Here is a 21,533-nt window from a genome sequence, read left to right as displayed (position 1 = left end):
TGCTAGCTTCCGCATCCGGCGAACCGGTTCGACTTCTCTGCTGCACTCCCCTCGCCTCGCCGTCAAGGCCCACTTCATCCTCGCCATCTCGATGCAACGCCAGGCGAATCGGTTCGAAGAGAGCGACGGGGCACCGAGCGACCGCCGCACGAATCACCCGTCCTTCCGCCCCACCGGACACCGAACACCGGACACCACGGAGGCTCCCTTGCGACGCAGAAGAAAGATCAGCGCCGGCGGCACGGCCGCGGCGGCCCTCGCGGCCCTGCTCGCCGTGCCGGCCACCGGCACGGCCCGCGCGGCAGAGCCGGAGCGCCTCACGATCGACCTCGCCACGAACACCGGCGCCTTCCACGGCGGCGCCTCCGGCACCCTCTACGGCGTCTACGGCGACGGTGTGCCGAGCCGCAACATCCTGGAGGGCATGCACGTCCGCACCGTGTCGACCAAGGCGCAGGACGGTCCCCAGCATCCGGGAGCGGACGCCCTGGAGATACTGCCGCCGTTCGTGGACTCCGGCGGCCAGGACGTCTACATCTACATGACCGACATCTACCGCGGCTTCCCCTACCAGTGGCCGGGCGCGGACGGCCCGGCACGGCTCGCCGACTTCAAGGAGAAGATCAGGAAGCAGGTCCAGCAGGTCCTGACCATGGGCGACTACAAGGACCACGTCGTCTACGTGCCCTTCAACGAACCCGAAGGGAACATGTTCGGCACCGGCGCGTGGAGCTACAACAAGGTCTCCTGGCTCAACGACCCGCAGTACTACTTCGCAGCCTGGAAAGAGGTCTACCGGCTCATCAAGAGCATGGATCCCGAGGCGCGGATCGCGGGCCCCAACACCAGCGTGCTCTACGACCAGGTCAAAGGCTTCCTGGAGTATGCCAAGGCCAACGACGTGGTGCCGGACGTGATGACCTGGCACGAACTGTCCAGCCCCGCCGCGGTCCGCACGAGCGTGGCCCGCTACCGGCAGATGGAGAGGGAGGTCGGGGTCGGGCCGCTGCCGATCAATGTCAACGAGTACGGCCACAACTACCACCTGTCCGTGCCCGGTCAGGTCGTCCAGTGGGTCTCCGCCATCGAGGAGTCCAAGATCGACGCCGACCTGGCGTACTGGAACATCGACGGCAACCTCAACGACTCGGCCGTCGAGGCCAACAAGGGCAACGGCCAGTGGTGGCTGTTCAACGCCTACGGCCAGATGTCCGGCCACACGGTGAAGGTCACCGCCCCGCACCCCAACGTCCAGTACACCCTCCAGGGCGTCGCCACCCTCGACGAGGACAAGAAGCAGTCCAGGGCGATCTTCGGGGGCAAGAGCGGCGATGCCGACATCGTCTTCCAGCACATCGACCCGGAGGTGTTCGGCACGACGGTGCACGCCACGGTGCAGGAGATCCCGTGGACCGGGCAGGTCGGTGACTCGGCCCAGCCGCTGCGCCTCGCGGACCAGGAAGTCGCGGTCGGCGCGGACGGCGCCGTCACCCTGCCCCTGAGGGACATGAACGAGATGTCCGCCTACCAGGTCATCCTCTCCCCCGGCGGCAACGGCGGAGTCCCGGCCGACCCCTCGGTCAGCTGGCGCAAGACGTACGAGGCGGAGAACGCGACCTACACCGGCAGCGGCTACTCCAGGAACGGCCCCGAGGGCACGCCCGCCAACGTCGGCAAGTTCGCCACGTCGGGCGCCTACAACGTGGGCGGCCTGCGCACCGGCTCCGACGGGGTGTTGGCCTTCGACGTGGAGGTCCCGCAGGACGGCACGTACGACCTGAGCGTCTTCGCCAACTCCTACAACCTGTACGACCTGGTGAAGGAACAGGGCCCCACCAACGTCTTCCTGCGAGTCGACGGCAAGGACCCGCAGGAACTGCGGCTGCCGCTGGGCTACAAGTGGGTGGTCTGGGGCCATACCGACACCACCGTGAAGCTGACCGCGGGCAAGCACAGGATCACGCTGGCCGCGACGGACCCGGACCTGGGCGTCACCAAGGGCGACGCCATCATCGACAAGATCGACCTGGCGCTGCGGGACCAGCACGTGACCGCACCCGCGATCTACGAGGCCGAGTACGCCACCCTCGCCGGAGCCCGGCCCGGCTACACCTACCCCGGTGCCTCAGGCCCCGGCGCCGTCCCCCTGCCCACGGGCGGCTCCGCGACATTCTGGGTCCACGCGCCCGCCGACGGAGAGGCGACCGTGTCCGTGGACCATCTCGGCGGAGGCAAGGCCGCGCTCTCCCTCAACGGCGAGAGACTCGACGTGCCCGAGGTCGGCGGCGGCAAGAGGGGAACGGACCGGGTCCGCATGTTCCTGTCCGGCGGCGTCAACAAGATCACCGTCACCGGCATCTCGCGTGAACTGCGCCTCGACCGGCTTCGGGTCGCCCCGTCCAGCGGCACACTCGTACCGGCGGTGTACCAGGCGGAGCACGCCACACCGACAGGGGCCGCCAAGGTCACCGACGCCTACACCTTCGCCGACGGCGGCAAGGCCGTCACCGACATCGGCGCCGGCACAGCCAACGCGCTCACCTTCGACGTCGTCGCCGAGCGCCCCGGTCGGCACGCGCTGACGATCCGCTACTCGAACGCCGAGCAGGCCCCCGCCACGCACTACAACCCCGACCCGATCGCACGCCATGCCGACCTGTCGGTCAACGGCGGCCCGGCGCGCAGGATTCTGTTCCCCACCACCTTCCACTTCAACAACTTCCGGGAGTTGACCGTCCCGGTCACCCTGAAGAAGGGCACGAACCGGCTCGCCTTCACCGCCGACGAACTGCCCGACTTCAGCGGCGACACCTACAACCAGTACGACCAGCGGTCCCCGTACGCACCGGTCATCGACCGGATCGCCGTCACACGGCTGGCCGAGAAGTAGCCTCCCGCCGGGCTCCCTGCTTCCCGAGGCTCAGGTGAGCAGGGAGCCCGGCATGGCCGACGGCGGCCGGTCGCCTGCCCTCGGTCACCGCCCAGCGGGTCGTCGCCGGCACGTGAACCTCGGCCACGGTGTTGACCGGCACCGTCACCTTCAGGTCGAAAGCGCCGGCGCCTTCCGTCGGGTTTCCGCCGGGCACCGGCGCGATCCGGGAGCGCTTGTAGCCGGGCTCGATCGCGGAGAGGCCGCCGATGTTCTGGAACATCCAGTCACCCACGGCGCCGTAGGCGTAGTGGTTGAAGGAGTTCATCTGACCCGCCGGGTCGACGCCAACTGCCAGCCGAAGGCGGGGGCTTCACCGCCGATGCCCAGCGGGATCATGCCAGTGCGTTCACGGCTGCCGCGAAGAGGCGGGGCAAGCGTGCGGCCGTGGGCACGATGTGCGGGGAGAGGGTTGGCTGCTGACGGGCCCTCACCAGGAGTTCCGTCAGAAGCCGGTGGTGGCGGGTCGCTCGGCTCCAGTCGGTCTCGTAGCGGCTCGGTGTGCCGCGGCGCACGTTGGAGATCAGGGCTTGGGCGCCGGTGAGGGCGAGGGAGATGCCCTCGCCGGTCAGGGCGTCGATGTATCCGGCTGCGTCGCCGACGAGCAGGACACGCCCGTGAGCGCGGGTACGGGCTCCCTGGCGCAGCGGCCCGGCGCCTCGCACCGGGGTGACGGCCGCTTCCTGGGGCAGGCGGGCGGCCAGCTGGGGGAAACTCTGGAGTTGGGTGGCGTAGGGGGCTCGCCGGGTCGTCAGCAGGGCGACGCCGACGAGCGCGGGGCCGAGCGGGGTGACGTACGCCTCCGCGTGGGCTCCCCAGTGCACCTCGACGTAGGGCGACCAGGGGGGCACCGCGTAGTGCCGGCGCAGCCCGTATCGAGGCGTCCCCCGGGTCGTCGTCCCCAGGCCGAGGGAGCGGCGTACGGGTGAATGCAGGCCGTCCGCGGCGACCAGCCACCGGGCGCGCAGCCCGGTGCCGGGGACGGTCACGCCGGTGGTGTCCTGCCGTACGTCCTCCACTCGCAGGGGCAGTACGGGCACCCCGGCGTCCAGGACGGCCTGGTGCAGGGCGTTGTGCAGGCCGGTGCGGCGTACGCCGAGGCCGGGACCGTGCCGGAACGCGGCTTGGACCTGACGGGATCCCTGGACGTAGCGGATGCCGGTGATGGGGTGGCCGGGGACCTCCAGGCCGAGGGCGGTGAGGGCGCGGACGGCGCCGGGCATCAGGCCCTCACCGCATGCCTTGTCGACCGGCGCCGGGCGGGGTTCGGCGATGACGGCGTCGAGGCCGGCGCGGGCGGCGTGCAGGGCGGTCGCGAGGCCGGCGGGTCCGCCTCCGGCGATGAGCAGGTCGTGGCCGCCGTTCACGCGGGCACCGCGTGGGTGAGGGCCGCGTTCTCGCAGCGGACGCGGACCGTGAGCAGGATCGCGTTGGCGACGGTGAACGCTGTCGCGGTCAGCCAGGCGGAGTGCACGAGGGGCAGGGCGGCGATCTCGACGACGACCGCGAGGTAGTTGGGGTGGCGCAGGAAGCGGTAGGGGCCGGCGCCGACCAGACGGGCTCCGGGGACGACGATGACCCGGGTGTTCCAGTACGGCCCGAGGGTGGTGATGCACCACCAGCGAAGGGCCTGGGCCAGTACGGCGAGCGCCAGCATGGGCCAGCCCAGCGCGGGCAGGAAGGGCCGGTCGGCGAGCGCGGGTTCGAGCAGACAGCACGCGAGCAGGCCGGTGTGCAGGGCGACCATGACCGGGTAGTGGCCACGGCCGTGCTCCACACCGGCGCGGGCAAGAGTCCAGGCGGCGTTGCGGCGAGCTACGACGAGTTCGGCCACGCGTTCGGCGGCGACGGCGAGAACGAGGAGGACGTACCACGGCATGAGGACCACTCACCAGCGCAGCAGGACGAGTTCGGAACAGAATCCCGGGCCCATCGCCATCAGCAGCCCCCAGGTGCCGGGTTCGGGCCGACGGCATTCCCAGGTGTTCTGCAGGATGTGCAGGACGGAGACGGAGGACATGTTCCCCACCGTCGCCAGTGCCCGCCGCGTGGAGTCCAGCGCGTCGCCGGGCAGGCCTAGGGAGTCGGTCACGGCGGAGAGGATCCTGGGGCCTCCCGGGTGGCACACCCAGGTCCCGATGTCGTCGGTGGTGAGGCCGTGCGCGGCCAGGAAGGCGCGCACGTGTCGGCCGAAGTGGTCCCGCACGACGCCGGGAACACCGGCATCGATCACGACCCGGAATCCGCCGGCGCCGATGTCCCACCCGAGGAGCCTTTCGGTGTCCGGGTACAGGTGACTGCGGGTGGCGACCACCGAGGGCCCGGCCGCGTCCGGTCCCGCGCTGCCGCTGCCGCCGCCGCTGCCACCGCCGTGTGCGACGAGCGCTGCCGCACCGTCACTGAACAGGGCACCGGCGACGAGGTTGGCACGGGAGTCGTCGCGCTGCTGGAGCGTCAGCGAGCACAGTTCGACGGTGAGCAGCACCGCGGTATCGTCGGGGTGCCCCCGTAGGTAGTCGTGCACGCGGGCCAGTCCGGCGGCGCCCGCCACGCAGCCCAGGCCGAACACCGGAAGTCTCTTGACGTCGGGCCGCAGTCCCATGCGTCCGGCCAGCCGGGCGTCGAGCGACGGGGTGGCGACGCCGGTGATGGATGCGCACACGAGCAGGTCGACGTCGGACGGTCCCAGCCCCGCCTTCTTCAGCGCGCCGGTGAGGGCTTCCTCGCCCAGTTCGAGGCCCGCCGCCAGCCACGCGTCGTTGCTCTGCCCGAAGTCGCCGAGAGCGGCGTACCGCTCGATGGGCAGGGCGAGATGGCGCGTGCGCACACCGGCGGACCTGTGCAGGCGGCGCAGCACGGCCCGGTCGGCGCCCGGGGGCAGACACAGGTCGCCGATCGGCTCGGTGAGGTCGTCCTGGGCGTAGCGGTGCGGCGGCAGCGCGGTGTGGACGGCGGCGATCGTCGTCGCCGCGGAGGGCACGGTCGTCCGGGACGCGGTGGGCGGGTGGGGGACCTGATTGACGATCACAGGGACACGCATGTCCGTAATGCCTTCCTTGCCCTGGCTGCTGGACTACCTTGCCCAGGTGTCTCTCCACCCGTCTGGGGTCCTCTCGCGGACGACGCACTGGGTCCCCGTGTTGTTGCGGTCCTGCCATCTGGAGCCGGCGCTCGCCGTGACGGTGTTCGTGACCGCCCTGGCCGTGGCGGCGGGTTGCGGGCCGGCGGGGTCGGCGGCGGTGGCCGCGGCCGTGCTGGCCGGTCAGCTCTCGATCGGCTGGTGCAACGACGCGGCCGACGCGCAGCGCGACGCGACCTGTGGGCGCGCCGACAAGCCGGTGGCCACCGGTGAACTCCCGCCCCGCGCTGCGGCCGTCGCGGCCGGGACGGCGCTGGGACTGTGCGTGCCGCTGTCACTGCTGAGCGGCGCCGCCGCGGGAGCGGCGCACCTGGGAGGCATGGTGGCCGCGGGCTGGACCTACAACCTGCGGTTGAAGCACACGGTGCTCTCACCGCTGCCCTACGCCGTGGGCTTCGGCTCGCTGCCGGCCTTCGTCACCCTCGGTCTGCCGTCACCGTCCTGGCCGGCCTGGTGGGCGGTGACGGCGGGGGCGCTGCTGGGCGTCGGAGCACACCTGGTGAACGTCCTTCCGGACATCGAGAACGATCTCGCGACCGGTGTGCGCGGGCTGCCGCAGCGGCTGGGCGGTCCGGCCTGCCGGTGGCTGGCCCCGATGGTGATGCTGACGGCCGTGGGCGTGCTCGTCGCAGGGCCGCCCGGCGCGGCGAAGACCTCGGACTGGGTGCTGGCGGCCGCGGCAGGGATCGTCGCGGCCGCGGGCACGGCCGTCCCGTCGAAGGGCCGCGGCCGGTGGCCGTTCCGGGCGGCGATCGTGGTCGCCGGTATGGCTGTGGCACAACTCCTGGTGCGGGGATCGGACATGGCCTGACCAGGGGACGAGACCGGCCCGTCCCCGGCCCGCACGGCTCCGTGCTGCGCACCGTCCAGGTGTATTGGTCCGCAGGACGTCGAAGGTCCCTTTCCGGACCGCTGCCGGCAGTGGCGTCACGGCTGATTCCGGAACAGCGCCGCGAGCCGCCCTGTCCTTCGGTCAGCCGTCGTCCTCGCCGTCCGAGCGGTCTACGTCGATCGCCGGTTCCGGGGCCAGTCGGCCGGCCACTACCACCCCGTACAACACATGGTCGAGTGCGATCTCGACACGCCACAGCACCTTCCGGCGCTTCGCCTGTTCGATGCCGAGAAGGGGAGCGATTCCCATCTCGAAGCCCAGCCAGACGGCCAAACCGTAGACCGCGCCCGTCCCGGGGGTTCGACGGATCCGTGCGGGCAGCAGGCCGAAAACCACGCCTCCGCCGGCGCCGTACGCCCAGTGGAGCAGTTCGGTCACGGCCTCGCGGCGGTGCTCGTCCAGGCGCGAGAACAGCGCCGGCGCATACCTCTCCACGATCGCCGCCGGTGGCGTCCTCTCCTCGGGAGCGACACCGGCCGCCACCGTGCGGCTGCCCGTCATCGCCATGGCCGCCACCAGGCCCCGTGCCCCGGCGCGGCTGATCGACGACCACGTCCTGTCCGATCTGGCCACGGCTTTCACCTTCTTTTCCGGCGATATGCCGGAAGTACCCCATATCGAGGAGCCGAACCCGCTCTTCATCCGCCGGGAGCCGCTCCCCCGCACCGCATCACCCGCTCCCCCGGACGGCGCAAGGGGGGTGGACCGCAGGGGGCGGGGATGCGTGATCGCTGCGACGGTGGTGGAAGGGATGACCCGCGTACGGATCCGAGGAGGCGGTATGACGGAGGCTCTCGCGGGGAGCGGCATGCCACGCGCTGCTGCCGAGATCGGCGTGAGAGAGCCGTCCGACGACTCCGCAAACGCCCTGGCGCAACTCCGTGCCGTCGCCGACGCCGTCCTGTACGAGGGCTATCTGCTCTACCCCTACCGACGCTCCTCTCCCAAGAACCGCGTCCGGTGGCAGTTCGGCGTGCTGTTCCCGAGAAACTGGGTGGAGCAGGACGGCCCCGTCCCTCCCGGCATCTCCGGTTCCGCCGACTCCTGGTACCAGCGGACCGAGTGCCTGCTGCTCAGCCGGCGGCCCGACGCGCTCGTGCGGGTGGGCGTGCGGTACCTGCAGATGCAGCACAAGCAGGTGCAGGAGGCCGATCGGCACGGTCGGTACCGGCCCGTCGAGTCGCTGCGTACGGACGACGGAACCATCCACCTGACGTTCGCCGAGGCCGTACCGCACGAACAGGACGTCGTCGTTCCGCTGGAGGAACTGGTACGGGAGGAGCACACCGTCCCCGTGGGCTCGTCCGACGGAGAGGACATCGAGCCCCTCCCCGGGGGCACCGGGCGGTTGGTACGGCGGCGGGCGGCCGTCGGCGCGACCAGCACCGTCCGGGCCGAGCGGGTCGAGAAGGACGTCTACCAGCTCCGGATCCGCACCGAGAACACGGGGTCCGCACCGGATCCGCGCGCCGCTCGCGACGAGGCGCTGCGCCACGCGCTGATCGCCACACACACGCTCATCGGCGGGGAAGGCGTGGAGTTCGTCTCCCTCATCGATCCGCCTCCGGGCCTTGAGGGACATGCCCGCGACTGCCGCAACGCCTTCACGTTCCCCGTCCTCGGCGGCGTATCGGCCTCAGCCGGGCTCCGCCCCCGCGACGCCGAGACCCAGCCGACCACGCGCGAAGCCACGACCACACGTGAAGGGACCCAGCACACCGGGAGGACCGTGCTCTCCGCACCGATCATCCTTCCCGACCACCCGCAGGTGGCACCGGAGAGCCCGGGGGACCTCCACGACGCTGCGGAGATCGACGAGATCCTGACCCTGCGCACCCTGCTCCTCACCGATGAGGAGAAGCGCGAGGCGCGCGCCACCGACCGCCGCGCCGCCGAGATCCTCGACCGGGTCGAGACCATGCCCCCGGAGGTCCTCTCCCGGCTGCACGGCGTCATCCGCTCCCTTGTGCCCGCCCCGCCCGCCGTCCCCACTGCGGCTGCACATCCGGCCGTATCCCCTTGTCCCGAAGGCACGGATCCATCCACCGCACCGAGAGACCCGGCGGCGGGTGCCACCGCCCACGCCGACCGGCCGACGTGGTGGCAGGAGGGCGCCGACGACGGTCCGTCTCCGGTCACCGACACGGTCCTTGTCGACGGCGTGCCGGTGGGGAGCGGTCACCGGGTGCGGCTCCGGCCACGCATCCGGGGGGCCGACGCCCAGGACATGTTCCTGGCCGGGCGGACCGCCCGGGTCGCGGCGGTGTTCCACGACGTGGACGGCGGCGTGTACCTCGCCGTCACGATCGACGACGATCCCGCGGCGGAGCTGCACGACTGGTACGGCCGCTACCACTACTTCCGGCCCGATGAACTCGAGCCGCTCGACCCCCTCGACGTCACGGGTCGGCCCACGACGCCCGACCCGCCCCGGCGGCCGCACGAGCGGCCCCGACACCTGGCCGACGGGCCGGAGAAGGGACGGTCCGATGGACGGTCTTGAGGTGCTGGTGCACGACCATCGCATGGTGGAGCAGCTCTTCCGCGACTACTACTCGGCCGCCTCCCCCACGCAGCGGCGCGCCGTGGTGGAGCTGCTGATCCGTGAGCTGTCCAAGCACGCGGCGCTGGAGGAGCTCATGGTCTACCCCCTCGCCAGGAAGTCCCTGCCGGACGGCGAGCGGCTGGTCGACGAACATCTCGGCGAGCACATGGCCGTCAAGGAGACCCTCGCGGATCTGGACCGGCTCGGCGAGGACGACGAGCGCACCGACGAGCTGATCGCGCGGCTTCGGCGCGACGTCGAGGAGCACGTGCGTGAGGAGGAGGGCGAGTTCATGCCGAGACTGCGCGAGGCCGTCGACCAGCAGCGGCTCGACGAGCTGGGGCGGATGCTCAGGAGGGCCAAGCAGACGGCGCCGACCCGCCCGCACCCGCACGCCCCGGACCGGCCGCCCATGCTCGCCTTCGCCGGGCCGGTGGCCGCGGCGTACGACCGATTCAGGGACCGACTGCAGCGGAGGCCCAGGACATGACGACCGCGAGCGGCACCCATGAGGTCGCCACCGAACCGAGCCGGGCCGAAGCGCGCAACGGCTTCGACGAGATCACCATCCTGTGGATCTCCGAGGGCATGAGCTGCGACGGCGACTCCGTGTCCCTCACCGCGGCCGGCCAGCCGGCGATCGAGGACCTCGTCCAGGGCCTCGTCCCCGGGCTGCCGAAGGTGAACCTGCACAACAAGGTGCTCTCCCCCAGCCTCGGCGGCGAGGACTTCCTGGCCCCGTACCGCGCGGCGATCCGCGGCGAGCTCTCGCCGTTCATCCTCGTCATCGAGGGCTCGATCCCGAACCAGAACATCATCCAGGGAGAGGGCTACTGGACGTCGTTCGGCAACGACCCGGACACCGGCCAACCGCTCACCCTCAACTGGTGGATCGACCGGCTGGCCCCGAAGGCGTGGGCGGTGGTCGCCGCCGGCACCTGTGCCACGTACGGCGGCATCCACGCGATGGCGGGCAACCCGACGGGCTGCATGGGGCTGGCCGACTACCTCGGCTGGGACTTCAAGTCGGAGGGTGCCCTGCCCATCGTCAACGTCCCCGGCTGCCCCATCCAGCCGGAGAACTTCATGGAGACCCTGATCTGGGTCCTGTACCACGCGGCCGGGGCCGCCCCGGCACCGCCGCTCGACCACACGCTGCGCCCGCAGTGGCTGTTCGGCAAGACCGTGCACGAGGGCTGCGACCGGGCCGCGTACTACGAGCAGGCCGACTTCTCCAAGGACTACAACTCCCCCAAGTGCCAGGTGAAGGTGGGCTGCTGGGGTCCCGTGGTGAACTGCAACGTGCCCAAGCGCGGCTGGATGGCCGGCATCGGCGGCTGTCCCAACGTCGGCGGCATCTGCATCGGCTGCACGATGCCCGGTTTTCCCGACGCGTTCATGCCGTTCATGGACGAGCCGGCCGGCGGGAGCCTGTCGTCGATCCTCATCAAGCCCTACGGGGCGGTCATCCGCCGCCTGCGCGGCATCACCAACATCGCGGTCAACCGCGAGCCCAAGTGGCACCACAACAAGCCGGTCCTCACCTCCGGCTACGACCCGCACTGGCGTCCGTGACCGTGGCCCCGTGCCCCACGGACCCCGCACCACCGACCGTCGAACACAGCGAGCAGCGAGGGCAGGAACGCACATGACCACAACCGAGGACCGGGCCCGGGCGGGCGAGCGGAGACCTCCGCAGCTCGTCGACATGTCCTGGGACCCCATCACCCGGATCATCGGGAACCTCGGCATCTACACGAAGATCGACTTCGCCAACCGGGAAGTCGTGGAGTGCCACAGCACCTCGTCCCTGTTCCGCGGCTACTCCGTCTTCATGAAGGGCAAGGACCCACGCGACGCGGGCTTCATCACCTCGCGCATCTGCGGCATCTGCGGCGACAACCACACCACCTGCTCCAACTACGCGCAGCAGATGGCCTACGGCATCAAGCCGCCGCCGCTGGCGGAGCACATCACCAACCTGGGCGAGGCCGCCGAGTACATGTTCGACCACACGATCTTCCAGGACAACCTGGTGTTCGTGGACTTCTGCGAGGCGATGGTCAAGGCCACCAACCCGAGTGTGCTGGCGCGGGCCGAGCAGTCCGAGGCGCCCCGCGGGAACATCCACGGCTACCGGACCATCGCCGACATCATGCGGGCCTTCAACCCCTTCGAGGGCGAGGTGTACAAGGAGGCCCTCAAGGTCAGCCGGGTCACACGCGAGATGTTCTGCCTCATGGAGGGGCGCCACGTCCACCCGTCGACGATGTACCCGGGCGGCGTCGGCACGATGCCGCAGCCGACGACGTTCACCGACTACCTGTCCCGGCTGATGAAGGTCCTCGACTTCATCAAGCAGGCCGTGGCGATGAACGACGACGTGTTCGACTTCTTCTACGAGGCCCTGCCCGGCTACGAGGAGGTCGGCCGCCGCCGGATCATGCTCGGCTGCTGGGGCTCCTTCCAGAACCCGGACGTGGTCGACTACCGCTACGAGACCATGAACGACTGGGGCAAGGCGATGTACGTCACTCCCGGCATCGTCCTCGACGGCGAACTGGTCACCAACAACCTGGTCGACATCAACCTGGGGATGCGCATCCTGCTGGGCAGCTCCTACTACGAGGACTGGGTCAACGAGGAGCCGTTCGTCACTCACGACCCGCTCGGCAACCCGGTCGACATGCGGCACCCCTGGAACCAGACGACAGTACCGGTGCCGCAGAAGCGGGAGTTCGACGCCAAGTACAGCTGGGTCATGAGTCCGCGCTGGTACCACAAGGAGAGCGGTGAGCACCTCGCCCTGGACACCGGCGGCGGTCCGCTCGCCCGCATGTGGTCCACGGCGCTGAACGGCCTGGTCGACACCCCGTACATCAAGGCCACCGGGCACAGCGTGCGCATCTCGCTGCCCAAGAGCGAGAAGCTGCCGGAGACCGTTCTGGAGTGGCACATCCCCAAGTGGAGCAACACCATCGAGCGGAACCGCGCCCGGCCCTATTTCGTCGCCTACGCGGCCGCGATGGCCTTCCAGTTCCTGGAGGAGGCCATGCAGCTGGTGCGGGCCGGGAAGACCAAGGTCTACGAGGACTTCGAGGTGCCCGAGGAGGCCATCGGCTGCGGCTTCCACGAGGCGGTGCGCGGGGTCCTCTCCCACCATCTGGTGATCAAGAACAAGAAGATCGCCAACTATCACCCGTACCCGCCGACCCCGTGGAACGCCAGCCCCCGCGACAGCTACGGCACCCCCGGTCCGTACGAGGACGCCGTCCAGGGCCAGCCCATCTTCGAGGAGAACGGGCCGGAGGACTTCAAGGGCGTCGACATCATGCGCACCGTCCGCAGCTTCGACCCGTGCCTGCCCTGCGGAGTCCACATGTACCTGGGCAAGGGCAAGACGCTCACCACGCTGCACTCCCCCACCTATGGGGCGTCCCATGGCTGAGCCGGTTCACCCGGCCGGCGGGGAACCGGCCGAGGGGACCGGTCTGCCCTCGCGGCTGGACGACGGCGCGGTGATGGCGCGTCTCGCCCGCATCGACGAGGTGCTGGAGAAGGTCGAAACCGCCCCCGGTCCCATGGCTCAGGCGGCCCTCGACGCGATCCGCGCGCTGACCGAGGTCTACGGCGAGGCGCTGGCCCGGGTGATGGACCATGCGGACCCCGCGCTGAGCGCACGCCTGGCCGACGACGAGTTGCTGGATCACCTGCTGGTGCTGCACGACATCCACCCCGAGCCGCCCGAACTCCGGGCCTCCCGGGCCGTCGAGCGGCTCCGGCCCGCCCTCCAGGAGCGCGGCGGTGATGCGGAACTGGCAGGCGTGGAGGGCCCGGTCGCCCGGGTCCGCCTTCGCACCCCCGGGTGCGGGTCCGGGTGCGGGTCGGCGTCCGCCGGGTTCGAGGAGGCCGTTCGGGAGGCGGTCCTCGCCGCGGCGCCCGAGCTGACCGCCGTCGAGCCGGTGCCGGAGCCGGAGTCCGCGAAGGCCGCGTTCGTCCCCCTGGACACGGTGCTGCGCCGACCTGCCCAGCCGCAGGGGGCACCGTGACCGTCGGCGGCGCTCTGAGCCGGATGATCCGCGCGTCCGCCGACCGGCGCACCGGCGACGCCGAGGAACGCTGCGACCTGTGCGGCGCGCCGATCGCCGCCGGCCACCGGCATCTGTACGACACGAACCGCGCGGAGGCGCTCTGCGCCTGCCGTGCGTGCTCGGTGCTCTTCGTGGAGGACAGGGCGGGCGACGGCCACTACCGGCTGATTCCGCAGCGGCGTGTGAGGCTGCCGGAGATCGAGACGGGACCGCTCGGGGTCCCCGTCGGTCTCGCGTTCTTCGTGCCCCGGACGGATGGCACCGTGACGGCGCACTACCCGAGCCCGGCCGGTGCCACCCGCTGGGAGGTGGACGCGGACGCCTGGCAGCAGACGGTGACGAAGTGTCGAGAGCTGGCCGGCGTGGAACCCGAGGTGGAAGCACTGCTGGTGAACACCGCGTGGTCCCAGCGCCAGCACTGGATCGTGCCGCTCGACGACTGCTTCCGGCTGGTCGCCCTCGTACGCCGGGAGTGGCGGGGGCTGTCCGGCGGGGGCCGGGTCTGGCCCGCCGTCGAGCAGTTCTTCGCCGAACTGACCGAGCGGCCGTAGCGCCGCGGGAGAGGAGAACGGCATGGGCAGCATCAAGGTCGGCAAACCCCAGGTGAAACCGGACACGCCCACCCACGTCCACGGCATCCACCAGGGCAACAAGGGCCCGTACCACCACCAGCCCGGACACCACAAGGACGGCACCGCCGACGCGCGCCGGTCCACCGGGATCCACTGGAAGCGACACAACGCGATCATGAAGATCATGCCGAGCATCTCCCCCGGATGAGGAACCGGTCGAGCGTCGGCAGAAATGGCACAGGTTACGAGCGAGCAGGGAGCGGCGATGACGGCCAGACGGATCCTGATGGCGGAGGCGGTGCTGGTGGGCGGAGCGCTCCTGGCACTGCTGGTCAAGGAGTTCCCGGGAGCGGTACGCGAGGTGCGGATCTGGCGGATGGCCGGTTTCCACGCCGGTTCCCGGCACCCGCGCTGAGCCGACGGTGCACGAGCTGTCGATCGCGACCGCGATCGTTGACCGGGCCGCCGAGCTGGCGCGTGCGGACGGGACGGACGCCGTCGCGGCGGTGACCGTCCGAGTGGGCGAACTGTCGGGTGTGGTCCCCGATGCCCTCGACTTCGCCTTCGAGGTGGCCCGCGACGGCACCGCCCTGTCCGACGCGCGGCTGGTCGTCGAGGCGGTGCCCGCGCGCGCCTGGTGCGAGCCGTGCGCGGCGGAGTTCCCGGTGGGCATGCCCCCGTTCTTCTGGTGCCCGGCCTGCGACCGCCCCTCGACGACGCTGCGAAGTGGGCGGGAACTGGAGATCTGCCGCATCGAACCGAGTGCCTGAGGGCCCGAGGGGAGCGGTTGCGCCGACGTGGGGCGACCGCGTCGCCGTCAGCAGTGGTCGGTTCCTCCCCTCAGGAAGCCTCAGGAAGCCTCAGGAACCGGCGTCCTCCCCGCCTCGCATCGGCGCGTGCTCCTGCTCCAGCTGCCCTGCCTCTTTCTCCATGGCCCCGGCGGTGGCCTGCGCCCCGGCGCGGATCCGGTTGCGGGCCGCCATGCCGAGGGCCGCGGCGCCACCGGCGTACGCGCACGTCAGCGCCACCGCCGCCTTCTCCCTCGGCAGTACGGACTCGACAGCCCGCAGCAGCGTCTCGTGCGCCGCCCACAGGGCGAGCACACCGCAGGTGCCCGCGCCCGCGAGCAACAGTCCGCCCGCGCCGAACCGCCTGAGCGCGGTCACGGCCTCGTCCTGGATCGCCCTGACCTCCCGCCGGGCCAGTTCAGCGGTGTCCTCCGCCAGCCGGGCCGCGGCATCGCCCATGCGGCCCCCTGCCGACTCGGACTCGTCACCTCGGGTGTGCATCGCCGTCTCCTGCCTGCCGTTGTCAAAACCCACCGCCGGCCTCGCGATGACCGACTCCGGACCACACGCAGTACCCAGGCAGCGGGCTCCTTATCACCCGGTGGAGATCACCGGCTCAGGCCGAACACGCCACCGATCGCCGCGCTGATCCTCCGCCGCAAGGAACCACCGGCACGAAGCCTGAGCGACGGCCCCCGGGCGCCCACCGAGCCGTCGGGCTCCGCCCAGTCCGGTGGCGTGTCCCCGTCCACCATGAACTCCAGCAGCATCGGCCCGCGCCCGGCCAGCGCGTCCTCCCAGGCGGCAGCCACCTGCGCCGGCCGGTCGCAGCGGACACCGGGCAGGCCGAGCAGCCGGGCGTACTCCGTGTACGACACGGCGGGGACCTCGCCGGTCTCCGGGATGCGCGGGTCCCCGGCCGCTTTCCGGCGCTCCCAGGTGAGCCGGCTGAGGTCCTCGTTGTTGAAGACGCAGAAGATCGTCGGTGGCAGGGCGGCGAACCGTTCGAGGTGCCGCCGCACGGTGATCAGCTCGTTCATGCCGCCCGCTTGCAGGGCTCCGTCGCCGACCAGGGCGATCACCGGCCGTTCGGGGAAGGCCAGACGGGCGGCCACGGCGTAGGGAACGGCCGCTCCGGGTGTGGCCAGGTGTCCCGACAGGATCGAGCGCATTGCGTTGCGCAGTTCCAGGTGACGGCTCCACCAGTCGAGGGCGGAGCCGGAATCGGTGACGACGACGGAGCGGTCCGGCAGCCTGGCGGACAGCTCGGCGACCACGGAGCGGGGGTTGATCGCCATACCGAAGAACCGGTGGGCCTTCGCGTGGCCCTCGGCATGCCATGCCCGGATGGCGCGCTCGACGTTCGTGCGCCAGCCACGGCCGGACTTGCGGTGCAGCAGAGGGATGAGCATCTCCAGCGTCGTGGCGACGTCGCCGGTCAGCCGCACGTCGGGGGCCGCGTCACCGCCCTCCGGGGAGGACTCGGCGTCGGCGTCCACGGTGACGATCCGACGCGCACCGGACTCGGGCACCGGGCCGATGTCGAAGTCCTCGGCGCCGATCAGCAGCAAGGTGTCGCAGTCGCGAACCAGGGCGGCGGCGACCGCACTGCCGAAGGGGCCCGCCACGCCCGCGACGTAGGGCAGGTCGTCGGGGAGGACGTCCCGGGCCGGCGACGTCTTGGCGACGCCGGCGGCGAGAAGCTCGGCAACGCCCACGACGTGGCCGGATGCCCGCGCGGCGCCCGGGCCCACGACGACCGCGACCCTGCTGCCCGCGTTCAGGACGTCGGCCGCACGGCGTAGGTCCCGCTGCTCCGGCGATCGCGGCGGCGGGGAAGGGCGCACGGGAGCGACTTCGTCCGCGCCCAGGCCCCGAGGCGCACGAGCCTCAAGAACAGAGCTGGGAACGATCAGCGTGGCCACGCCCCGCTCGGACAGCGCGGCTTCAAAGGCACGGTCCAGCGCGCCCCCCACCACGGTCGGGTCGGAGACCGGCTCGCAGTACACGGACACCTCGGCGAAGTGGTGGTGCGTCCGGATGGCCGACCGCCGACCGCCCGCCGGGGGCGGCGATTCCTGGCCGACCACGGCCACCACCGGCCAGCGGTCCAGTGCCGCGTCGTACAGACCGCTGAGGAGATGCAGTGCGCCGGAGCCGGACGAAGCGAGGCAGCAGCCCACCCGTCCGGTCAGCTTGGCGTGGGCGCAGGCCATCAGGGCGGCCGACTCCTCGTGCCGCACGTGCACGAACTCCGGTGTCTCACTTCCCTCGGTCAGAGCGGTGACGAGGGCGTCCACGTCCCGCCCGGGGAGGCCGAACACCCGGTCCACATCCCAAGCCCGCAGACGTGCCGCAAGGAACTGAGAGACGCTGGCCACCTGGACCTCCCGCGCCGTGGGCCCGACAGTCGTACGACCGGGTAGCCCGCGGTCCGCGCCACAAACAGAGCGGTCCGCGCCACAAATAGAGCGGCCCGCGCCACAAACAGAAACGTGATCGCTGTCGCACGCGGCCGACGACCGGCGGCGCACACCCCGCCTCACCCGCCGCCCTCCGCCCCCGTCCGTCCCTCCGACGCCGTTTCAGCCGCGCATGACCGGGGCACCCGTGGCAGGCTCGAAAACGGACAGTCGGCGACTGGTCACGCGACGCAGTCGCCGCAACGGGCGGCAGGAGGGCGAACGCACCGTGGCGGTGGCTGACGAGGACGGACCGCGCCGGTCCACCGCGCGTGGTGAGCGGCTGGTGACCGCGCTCGACAAGCGCATGCCGGCCAGTCAGGCGGGCAAGGAGTTCCTGCGCAAGGCGTTCCCCGACCACTGGTCGTTCCTGCTGGGCGAGATCGCCCTGTACAGCCTGCTCGTCCTGGTGCTGACAGGCGTCTTCCTGGCCTTGTTCTTCCACCCCTCCATGGCGAAACAGCCGTACACCGGTTCGTACGAGCCCCTGCAGGGCGTGCTGATGTCGGAGGCCTACGCCTCGGTCATGCACATCAGCTTCGATGTGCGCGGCGGTCTGCTGATCCGGCAGATCCACCACTGGGGCGCCCTGGTGTTCGTCGCCGCGATCGGCGTGCACCTACTGCGGATCTTCTTCACCGGCGCCTTCCGGCGCCCCCGCGAAGTGAACTGGACGATCGGCGTGACGCTGTTCATGCTGGCCGTCCTGGAGGGCTTCTGCGGCTACTCGCTCCCCGACGACCTGCTCTCCGGGACCGGCTTGCGCACGGCCCAGGGCATCGTGCTGTCGATCCCCGTTGTCGGCACCTATCTGTCGTTCTTCGTCTTCGGCGGCGAATACCCCGGGCACGAGATCATCCCGCGCCTGTACGTGGCCCACATCCTGCTGGTGCCGGGACTGCTGCTGGCGCTCGTCGCCGTCCACCTGACGTTCGTCGTCTATCACAAGCACACCCAGTGGGCCCGGCCCGGCCGGACCAACCGCAACGTGATCGGCAAGCCCCTCTACCCGCAGTACACCACCAAGTCCATCGGCCTGTTCTTCACCGTGGCGGGCGTGCTGACCCTGCTTGCGGCCCTGCTGCAGATCAACCCGATCTGGGCGTTCGGCCCCTACCGCCCCGACCAGGTCTCCATCGACTCCCAGCCCGACTGGTACGTGGGCTTCCTGGAGGGCGCCCTGCGCCTGATGCCCGCCGCGGAGACCAGCGTCGCCGGGCACACCGTCGTGTGGGACGTCTTCCTGCCGGGCGTGGTGCTGCCCGTCACCTTGTTCCTGATCCTCTACAGCTATCCCTACTTCGAACGGTGGATCACCGGCCCCGCACCCGAACAGCACCTGTGCGACCGCCCCCGCAACCAGCCCACCCGCACCGCCCTGGGCGTCGCCGCCGTCGCCGCCTACGCCGTGCTGCTCATGGCCGGCGGACAGGACGTCATCGCGTACGTGTTCAAGATCCCGCTGGAACTGGTGACGTACACCTTCCGCACCGCCCTGTTCGTGCTGCCGTTCCTCGCCTACCACGCCACCAAACGGGCCTGCCTGGGGCTGCAGGCGGCCGACCGCCGACGCCTGCTGGAAGGTCAGGCGGCCGGAGAGGTACGGCAGACCGCGGACGGCGGCTACCAGCAGGCACGGACGCTGCTGCCGCCGGCCGAGGTCTACCGCATCCTCGTGCGTGACGAGCCACGGCCGCGGGCACACGGCACGGAGGTGTGGCGCTGGTTCCGCAAGCACCGCATCCGCAACGCGCTCAGCCGGTGGTACTTCGGCAAACGGGTGGAACTGCCGGCCACCGACTGGCAGCGGCACCGCGTCGAGCTGGTGCGGGCCGCCCCCGGTGCGGCGGAGGAGGCCGACGACACGTGACCGAGGAGGTCAGGGCATGACCGATGACACCGACGCGCCGACGGCAGCGGCCGGGCCGGGCGAGGATCCGGTCCGGGGCAGTGCGCTGTTCGGCCCGCAGCCCGACGTGGCAGGAGCGGCCGGGTACACCGACGCCCCGGCCCGCGTGGGCTTCTTCACGGACACCTCCGTGTGCATCGGCTGCAAGGCGTGCGAGGTGGCGTGCAAGGAGTGGAACGCGATCCCGGAGGACGGCCTGGAACTGACCGGCATGTCCTACGACAACACCCAGGGACTCGGCGCCAGCACCTGGCGGCACGTGGCCTTCATCGAACAGCGCAAGCCGCTGGGCGGTCAGGAACCCGGCGTCGGCCACGAGGACATCGACGTCTTCGCGGCCGCCGGGAACCTCGGCACCTCCCCCACCTCCCCCGGCCCGGGCGCCACGGCTCCCGAACCCGGCTCCGCTCCCGCGGGCGCGCCGGCCGGAGCGATCTCGCCCGTCGCGCCCGACGGACGCCCCGAGCTGCGCTGGCTGATGTCCTCCGACGTGTGCAAGCACTGCACACACGCGGGCTGCCTCGACGTGTGCCCGACCGGATCGTTGTTCCGCACCGAGTTCGGCACGGTCGTCGTCCAGGAGGACATCTGCAACGGCTGCGGCTACTGCGTGCCCGCCTGCCCGTACGGCGTGATCGACCAGCGCCGGGGCGACGGGCGCGCCTGGAAGTGCACCCTGTGCTACGACCGCCTCGGCGTCGGCATGGAACCGGCCTGCGCCAAGGCGTGCCCCACGGACTCGATCCAGTTCGGCCCGCTGGACGAGCTGCGGGAGCGGGCGGCGGCCCGGGTCGCGCAGCTGCACGCGGCCGGTGTCACGGACGCGCGCCTGTACGGCGAGGACCCTCAGGACGGCGTGGGCGGCGACGGCGCGTTCTTCCTGCTGCTGGACGAACCGGAGGTCTACGGCCTGCCGCCCGACCCGGTCGTCACCACGCGCGACCTGCCCGCCATGTGGCGGCACGCGGCGGCCGCCGCCGCGTCGCTCGCTGCGATGGCCGTCCTCAGTTTCGTCAGGAGGCCGCGATGACCGGGTCCGACGTCACCCGCGACGGGATGGAGGGCGCGCACCCCGGACGCGAGGCCCTCACCGGAGCCTCTGCCGGGCGCCGACGGCGGCGGCGCGGGCGCGGCGAGCGGGCGATGGTGCCCGACGCCGAGTTCTCCTCGTACTACGGCAAGCCGATCCTGAACAAGCCGACGTGGCGGCCGCTGGACATCGCGGGCTACCTCTACCTCGGCGGACTCGCCGGGGCGTCCTCACTCCTGGCCGCAGGTGGCCAGGTCACGGGCCGCCCGGGGCTGGCCCGCGTGGCGAAACTGGGCGCGTCCGGAGCGATCTCGGTGTCCCTGGCCGCGCTCGTGCACGACCTCGGACGGCCCGCCCGCTTCCTCAACATGCTCCGCATCTTCAAGCCCACCTCCCCCATGAACCTGGGATCGTGGCTGCTGGCGGGTTACGCGCCGCTCACGGTGGCCGCCGCTGCCGCCGACGTCGCGGGCCGCCACCGGATAGTCGGTGCCGCCGCCACGGCGGGCGCCGCGGCGCTCGGCCCGGCGGTCGCCACCTACACCGCCGTGCTGTTGGCCGACACCGCGGTGCCGTCGTGGCACGAGGGGCACCGCGAGATGCCGTTCGTCTTCGCGGGTTCGGGCGCCACCGCGGCCGCCGGGCTGGCCATGGCCTGCGCGCCGTTCCGGCAGACCGGACCGGCACGCCGTCTGGCGGTGCTCGGCGCGGGACTGGAGCTGGGCGCTTTCCAGCTGATGAAGCGGCGCATGGGCCTGGCTGCCGAGCCGTACGAGAAGGGCAAGCAGCACTGGCAGCTGCGGTCGGCGGAGGTGCTCACGGCGGGCGGTGCGGTGCTGGCGACGTACGCGGGCCGGCCGGGCCACACGGGCGGCCGCGCCCGACTGCTCGCCGCGACGGCCGGTGCGGCCCTGCTGGCCGGTTCGGCGGCCCTGCGTTTCGGCGTGTTCCACGCCGGTGTGGCCTCCGCGGAGGACCCCAAGTACACCGTCGTACCGCAGCGGGAGCGCCTTGAGGACCGGGCCCGGGTCCGGTCCGACGGTGACTGAACGCACTGACCGGTTGAGTGCGTGCGTTCGAAGATGCCGTGTTCGCCCGGCTGCGGGAGAATCTGCGGCAGGAGAGCGTCGATCCGAATGGACAGCGGCAGACAGGGCACCCGCAACGGCACCGAGC

At 71.4% G+C, this 21,533-nt stretch carries 21 protein-coding genes; 14 read left to right on the top strand and 7 right to left on the bottom strand.

Annotation, left to right across the window (positions count from 1 at the left end):
• Positions 1–208: 208 nt before the first annotated feature.
• Positions 209–2,890, top strand: coding sequence for a cellulosome protein (locus tag HJD23_RS40815; protein WP_240980935.1), 2,682 nt, complete (start codon positions 209–211; stop codon positions 2,888–2,890).
• Here the strand turns inward: HJD23_RS40815 and HJD23_RS40810 are convergent.
• The 4 genes from HJD23_RS40810 to HJD23_RS40795 form a co-directional block, all read right to left on the bottom strand.
• On the bottom strand, positions 2,868–3,197 hold the full coding sequence (locus tag HJD23_RS40810) for an alpha-L-rhamnosidase C-terminal domain-containing protein (RefSeq protein WP_171113922.1): 330 nt from the start codon (positions 3,195–3,197) through the stop codon (positions 2,868–2,870). The genes HJD23_RS40815 and HJD23_RS40810 overlap by 23 nt on opposite strands.
• A 67-nt stretch (positions 3,198–3,264) precedes the next feature.
• On the bottom strand, positions 3,265–4,296 hold the full coding sequence (locus HJD23_RS40805) for an NAD(P)/FAD-dependent oxidoreductase (protein WP_171113921.1): 1,032 nt from the start codon (positions 4,294–4,296) through the stop codon (positions 3,265–3,267).
• Positions 4,293–4,808: an isoprenylcysteine carboxylmethyltransferase family protein gene (locus tag HJD23_RS40800; protein ID WP_171113920.1), complete on the bottom strand. Its 516-nt coding sequence runs from the start codon at positions 4,806–4,808 to the stop codon at positions 4,293–4,295. The genes HJD23_RS40805 and HJD23_RS40800 overlap by 4 nt, the downstream gene beginning before the upstream one ends.
• A gap of 9 nt (positions 4,809–4,817) precedes the next feature.
• Positions 4,818–5,969 (bottom strand): 3-oxoacyl-[acyl-carrier-protein] synthase III C-terminal domain-containing protein, encoded by a 1,152-nt coding sequence (locus tag HJD23_RS40795; RefSeq protein ID WP_171113919.1) that lies wholly within the window; start codon positions 5,967–5,969, stop codon positions 4,818–4,820.
• A gap of 46 nt (positions 5,970–6,015) precedes the next feature.
• On the opposite strand from HJD23_RS40795, the gene HJD23_RS40790 reads away from it, so the two are divergent.
• Positions 6,016–6,879 carry a UbiA family prenyltransferase gene (locus HJD23_RS40790; protein WP_240980934.1) on the top strand — a complete coding sequence of 288 codons (864 nt, stop codon included), beginning with the start codon at positions 6,016–6,018 and terminating at the stop codon, positions 6,877–6,879.
• 162 nt (positions 6,880–7,041) lie between these two features.
• Here HJD23_RS40790 and HJD23_RS40785 read toward each other — a convergent pair whose 3' ends face one another.
• On the bottom strand, positions 7,042–7,533 hold the full coding sequence (locus HJD23_RS40785) for a hypothetical protein (protein ID WP_171113918.1): 492 nt from the start codon (positions 7,531–7,533) through the stop codon (positions 7,042–7,044).
• A gap of 208 nt (positions 7,534–7,741) precedes the next feature.
• On the opposite strand from HJD23_RS40785, the gene HJD23_RS40780 reads away from it, so the two are divergent.
• The 9 genes from HJD23_RS40780 to hypA all read left to right on the top strand — a co-directional run bounded on the left by HJD23_RS40780 (position 7,742) and on the right by hypA (position 14,938).
• Positions 7,742–9,463, top strand: coding sequence for a hypothetical protein (locus tag HJD23_RS40780; protein WP_232108238.1), 1,722 nt, complete (start codon positions 7,742–7,744; stop codon positions 9,461–9,463).
• Positions 9,450–9,995: a hemerythrin domain-containing protein gene (locus HJD23_RS40775; RefSeq protein ID WP_171113917.1), complete on the top strand. Its 546-nt coding sequence runs from the start codon at positions 9,450–9,452 to the stop codon at positions 9,993–9,995. Before HJD23_RS40780 ends, HJD23_RS40775 begins: the two co-directional genes overlap by 14 nt.
• On the top strand, positions 9,992–11,080 hold the full coding sequence (locus HJD23_RS40770) for a hydrogenase expression protein HypE (protein WP_171113916.1): 1,089 nt from the start codon (positions 9,992–9,994) through the stop codon (positions 11,078–11,080). Before HJD23_RS40775 ends, HJD23_RS40770 begins: the two co-directional genes overlap by 4 nt.
• A gap of 73 nt (positions 11,081–11,153) precedes the next feature.
• Complete coding sequence (locus HJD23_RS40765) at positions 11,154–12,953, top strand: nickel-dependent hydrogenase large subunit (RefSeq protein ID WP_171113915.1); 1,800 nt, start codon at positions 11,154–11,156, stop codon at positions 12,951–12,953.
• Entirely contained in the window at positions 12,946–13,554 is a 609-nt protein-coding gene (locus tag HJD23_RS40760) for a NifU family protein (RefSeq protein WP_232108237.1), read from the top strand. Before HJD23_RS40765 ends, HJD23_RS40760 begins: the two co-directional genes overlap by 8 nt.
• Positions 13,551–14,147, top strand: coding sequence for a DUF5947 family protein (locus tag HJD23_RS40755; RefSeq protein ID WP_171113913.1), 597 nt, complete (start codon positions 13,551–13,553; stop codon positions 14,145–14,147). Before HJD23_RS40760 ends, HJD23_RS40755 begins: the two co-directional genes overlap by 4 nt.
• 22 nt (positions 14,148–14,169) lie before the next feature.
• The gene (locus HJD23_RS40750) at positions 14,170–14,376 is read left to right on the top strand and encodes a hypothetical protein (protein ID WP_171113912.1); all 207 of its coding nucleotides are present in this window, start codon (positions 14,170–14,172) and stop codon (positions 14,374–14,376) included.
• Between the two features lie 57 nt (positions 14,377–14,433).
• On the top strand, positions 14,434–14,583 hold the full coding sequence (locus tag HJD23_RS40745) for a hypothetical protein (protein ID WP_171111899.1): 150 nt from the start codon (positions 14,434–14,436) through the stop codon (positions 14,581–14,583).
• A 7-nt stretch (positions 14,584–14,590) separates the two neighbouring features.
• Positions 14,591–14,938 (top strand): hydrogenase maturation nickel metallochaperone HypA, encoded by a 348-nt coding sequence (hypA, locus tag HJD23_RS40740; RefSeq protein WP_171113911.1) that lies wholly within the window; start codon positions 14,591–14,593, stop codon positions 14,936–14,938.
• A gap of 90 nt (positions 14,939–15,028) precedes the next feature.
• Here the strand turns inward: hypA and HJD23_RS40735 are convergent, their stop codons facing one another.
• Together HJD23_RS40735 and HJD23_RS40730 are read right to left on the bottom strand one after the other, a co-directional pair.
• Positions 15,029–15,457 carry a phage holin family protein gene (locus HJD23_RS40735; protein WP_171113910.1) on the bottom strand — a complete coding sequence of 143 codons (429 nt, stop codon included), beginning with the start codon at positions 15,455–15,457 and terminating at the stop codon, positions 15,029–15,031.
• Positions 15,458–15,564: 107 nt separating this feature from the next.
• Complete coding sequence (locus HJD23_RS40730) at positions 15,565–17,337, bottom strand: thiamine pyrophosphate-binding protein (protein ID WP_171113909.1); 1,773 nt, start codon at positions 17,335–17,337, stop codon at positions 15,565–15,567.
• A 388-nt stretch (positions 17,338–17,725) separates the two neighbouring features.
• Between HJD23_RS40730 and HJD23_RS40725 the strand changes: the two genes are divergently transcribed.
• The 3 genes from HJD23_RS40725 to nrfD are packed head-to-tail and all read left to right on the top strand — an operon-like array spanning position 17,726 to position 21,406.
• Positions 17,726–19,288: a cytochrome b gene (locus HJD23_RS40725; protein WP_171118732.1), complete on the top strand. Its 1,563-nt coding sequence runs from the start codon at positions 17,726–17,728 to the stop codon at positions 19,286–19,288.
• Between the two features lie 16 nt (positions 19,289–19,304).
• Positions 19,305–20,357: a 4Fe-4S dicluster domain-containing protein gene (locus tag HJD23_RS40720; RefSeq protein WP_240980933.1), complete on the top strand. Its 1,053-nt coding sequence runs from the start codon at positions 19,305–19,307 to the stop codon at positions 20,355–20,357.
• Entirely contained in the window at positions 20,354–21,406 is a 1,053-nt protein-coding gene (gene nrfD, locus HJD23_RS40715) for an NrfD/PsrC family molybdoenzyme membrane anchor subunit (protein WP_171113908.1), read from the top strand. Before HJD23_RS40720 ends, nrfD begins: the two co-directional genes overlap by 4 nt.
• Positions 21,407–21,533: the final 127 nt, after the last annotated feature.

This window comes from Streptomyces sp. Z423-1 (assembly GCF_013009255.1).
GTDB lineage: Bacteria > Actinomycetota > Actinomycetes > Streptomycetales > Streptomycetaceae > Streptomyces > Streptomyces gossypiisoli.
Note: the sequence above shows the minus strand (reverse complement) of the source record. Positions and strands in the feature narration are given on the sequence as shown.